3 protein-coding genes and 1 tRNA gene are annotated in these 2,549 nt (G+C 35.5%); 2 read left to right on the plus strand and 2 right to left on the minus strand.

The annotated features are described in order from the left end of the window. Positions 1-66 precede the first annotated feature (66 nt). Both Q1553_RS03050 and Q1553_RS03055 read left to right on the plus strand, forming a co-directional pair. A tRNA-Leu gene (locus Q1553_RS03050) sits at positions 67-153 on the plus strand. A 69-nt stretch (positions 154-222) separates the two neighbouring features. Then, positions 223-663, plus strand: coding sequence for a GNAT family N-acetyltransferase (locus tag Q1553_RS03055; RefSeq protein ID WP_220271592.1), 441 nt, complete (start codon positions 223-225; stop codon positions 661-663). Between the two features lie 7 nt (positions 664-670). Here Q1553_RS03055 and lnt read toward each other — a convergent pair whose 3' ends face one another. Both lnt and Q1553_RS03065 read right to left on the minus strand, forming a co-directional pair. Beyond that, positions 671-2,002: an apolipoprotein N-acyltransferase gene (gene lnt / locus Q1553_RS03060; RefSeq protein ID WP_297570829.1), complete on the minus strand. Its 1,332-nt coding sequence runs from the start codon at positions 2,000-2,002 to the stop codon at positions 671-673. Positions 2,003-2,064: 62 nt separating this feature from the next. Beyond that, on the minus strand, positions 2,065-2,549 hold a 485-nt coding region (locus Q1553_RS03065; protein WP_300842743.1), incomplete at its 5' end, for a YajQ family cyclic di-GMP-binding protein.

A 2,549-nucleotide genomic window follows, 5' to 3' on the forward strand; every position in this document is an offset into this window, starting at 1 on the left:
CAAAGAAGCTACCTCTTTTTAAGCTAAAATTTTGTTAAGGTTTTATATAATCCTATCCTTTAAATTGCCGGGGTGGTGAAATTGGTAGACGCGCCAGACTCAAAATCTGGTGGGGGCAACCCCGTGTCGGTTCGATTCCGACCCTCGGCACCATTGATTTTTTCTTTCAAAACAAATTTCCAAATTAAATTTTAATCCAATCTTTCCAAAAAGGAATTCCAAATGATGTCATTAGTTATTAAAAAATTTAAAGAATTAACATTAGAGGAATTGTATGAGATTCTTAAAGTGCGCGTGGGAGTTTTTGTGGTGGAGCAAAAATGCGCATATCAAGAAATTGATGAGAAAGATAAACAAAGTTTGCATTTGTATTTTAGGGATTCAAAGGGCATTCAAGCCTATTTGCGCGTATTGCCAGCGGGTTTATCTTACAAAGAAGTTTCAATCGGTAGGGTGATAACATTAAAGAGAGGTTGTGGGCTAGGTGGAGAGATTTTAAAAGAAGGCATTAAAGTAGCACAAGAGAGATTCCAAGCAAATACAATAAGGATTGGGGCGCAAGTTTATGCAAAGGGATTCTATGAAAAATTCGGCTTCAAACAAGTTTCAAAAGAATATATAGAAGATGGAATCGCACATATCCAAATGCTATTGCAACGATAAAATTCACTCAAGGCGTTAGTTTAAAATCAGGAGAGGCATTGCTAGAGTGAAAGATTGTCGTGCCATAATTTTTTGCAAAGTATAACATTAAAAGTCGTTGCAAGGTGGGTTCAATGCTAGGAACAAACCACGCATTATTGCTAAGGGCGATGAGATATTTGGGAAAATCTTGATAAAATTCTTCGCGTGTGGCTTCATAACAAATTGCAATTTGGAATCGCATACCTTTAATAAGAGCGGAATTTGGAGCTTGGAATTCTGTAAAGTTAAAATCGCTTGCTCCTTGAAAAAAGGTTTGATTTATCCATTTTGCAAAAAAGCGAGGTAATGGAATCTGCTCGCCAAATGGAACTAAAATTTGCTTATGCAGCACTCTCATCTCTCCATTTTGAAACAAATAAGCACTATTGAAAATGCGGTTATTTTCCTGATAAACTGCACCTGTGAGAATCGCAATTTCTTGACTTGTAGCTTTTAAGGATTCAATCAAGTGAGGTTGGAGGTTGAGCGCAAAAGGAAAGGCGGTTTCGGGCAAGATAATCAAGTCATAGTTTTGCGCTTTAGCTTGTGCGATTTGCTGCAAGTTTTGTTCAATAATGAAGTTGAGATATTTGGAATCCCAGCGGATATTTTGCGGAATATTAAGGCTTAAGGTTTTGATTTTGAGCTTTGAATCTTGTTGGGATTTTGTCTTTACATCAAAGTTAGAATGAGAAAAAGCTAGCAACAAGCAAAATCCTGCAAGCCAAAGCACACTTGTTTTGTAGAGTTGTCTTGTGAGACTTAAGCTAAAAATCAAGACCCCAATCAAAAGCAAAAAAAGCGTGAATTTGGAGGGAAAAAAGTAGCTTTTAGTCAGCATAGATTCTAAAATAAACCAATTAAATCCAAAAGGATGCACAAAAGACGAAAGCGTGAGTGTAACGATGCGATAAATAGGATTTTGAAAAAAGCAAAAAAGATAAAAAAGCCCACCATAACACAAGGCAAATACAGCCCAAAGAAGCGGAATAAAAGAAGTTAAATCATAGAATTTAAAGCTAAAACCAACCCAATAAAACCACAAGATTCCAATCAGTGCTCCACAAATTAACGCTCCAAAACGGGAGAGTTTAAAATAAAGAAAGATTCCAGCTAGAGCGCAAAGTGTTGAGAAAATGGGTAGATTGAATCTTTCTAAAAAATGCTCTAAATAAATAAAAGCACTAAAGAATAGTGCGCATAAAACACCGAGTAAAAATACTTGCAGTTTATTTTGTGGAATCGTGGTGCTTAAAAATAATGTTTTTAAGAAATTTTTGGAATTGATATTTTGCTGCTTGCGTGATTGTGCAAGCATCTGATGTTTTTTTGAATTTTTGCTAGAGTGTTTCTGCTTTGTTGAAAGTTTTAATTGGAGTTTCAAGCAAAATTTCCAAAACTAAGTGAGACTTCCAATTCCATTTTACGCAAATGCGCGATGACCTTTTGTAGCTCATCAATATCTTTTGCCTTGACGCGAATCTCATTTCCTAAAATTTGCGTGCTGACTTTGAATTTTTCATTTTTAATTGCTGCGTTAATTATCTTTGTGCTTTTATCGTCTAGTACATCGTTGAGCTGATAAGTTACTTTTGTGTTACTGCCACTCGCGGATTCTGTGTTTTTTTCTTTTAAGACTTTCAAAGAGAGGTTGCGCTTAATGAGTTTAGAATCCAAAATGTCTTTGATTGTCTTTGCTTTGTTGGTGCTTGTGGCTAGAACAATTAAAGTTTTGTCTTTTTCGTTGAAATTTAATTCTTTTGCTTTGTCCTCTTTGAAATCAAAGCGGTTTTCAATCTCTTTCTTTGCCTGTTCTAGAGCGTTTTTAAACTCTTGAATCTCTATTTTTGCTGAAATATCAAAGC

Origin of the sequence: Helicobacter sp. UBA3407 (assembly GCF_949747025.1) — a bacterium.
GTDB classification, from domain to species: domain Bacteria; phylum Campylobacterota; class Campylobacteria; order Campylobacterales; family Helicobacteraceae; genus Helicobacter_D; species Helicobacter_D ganmani.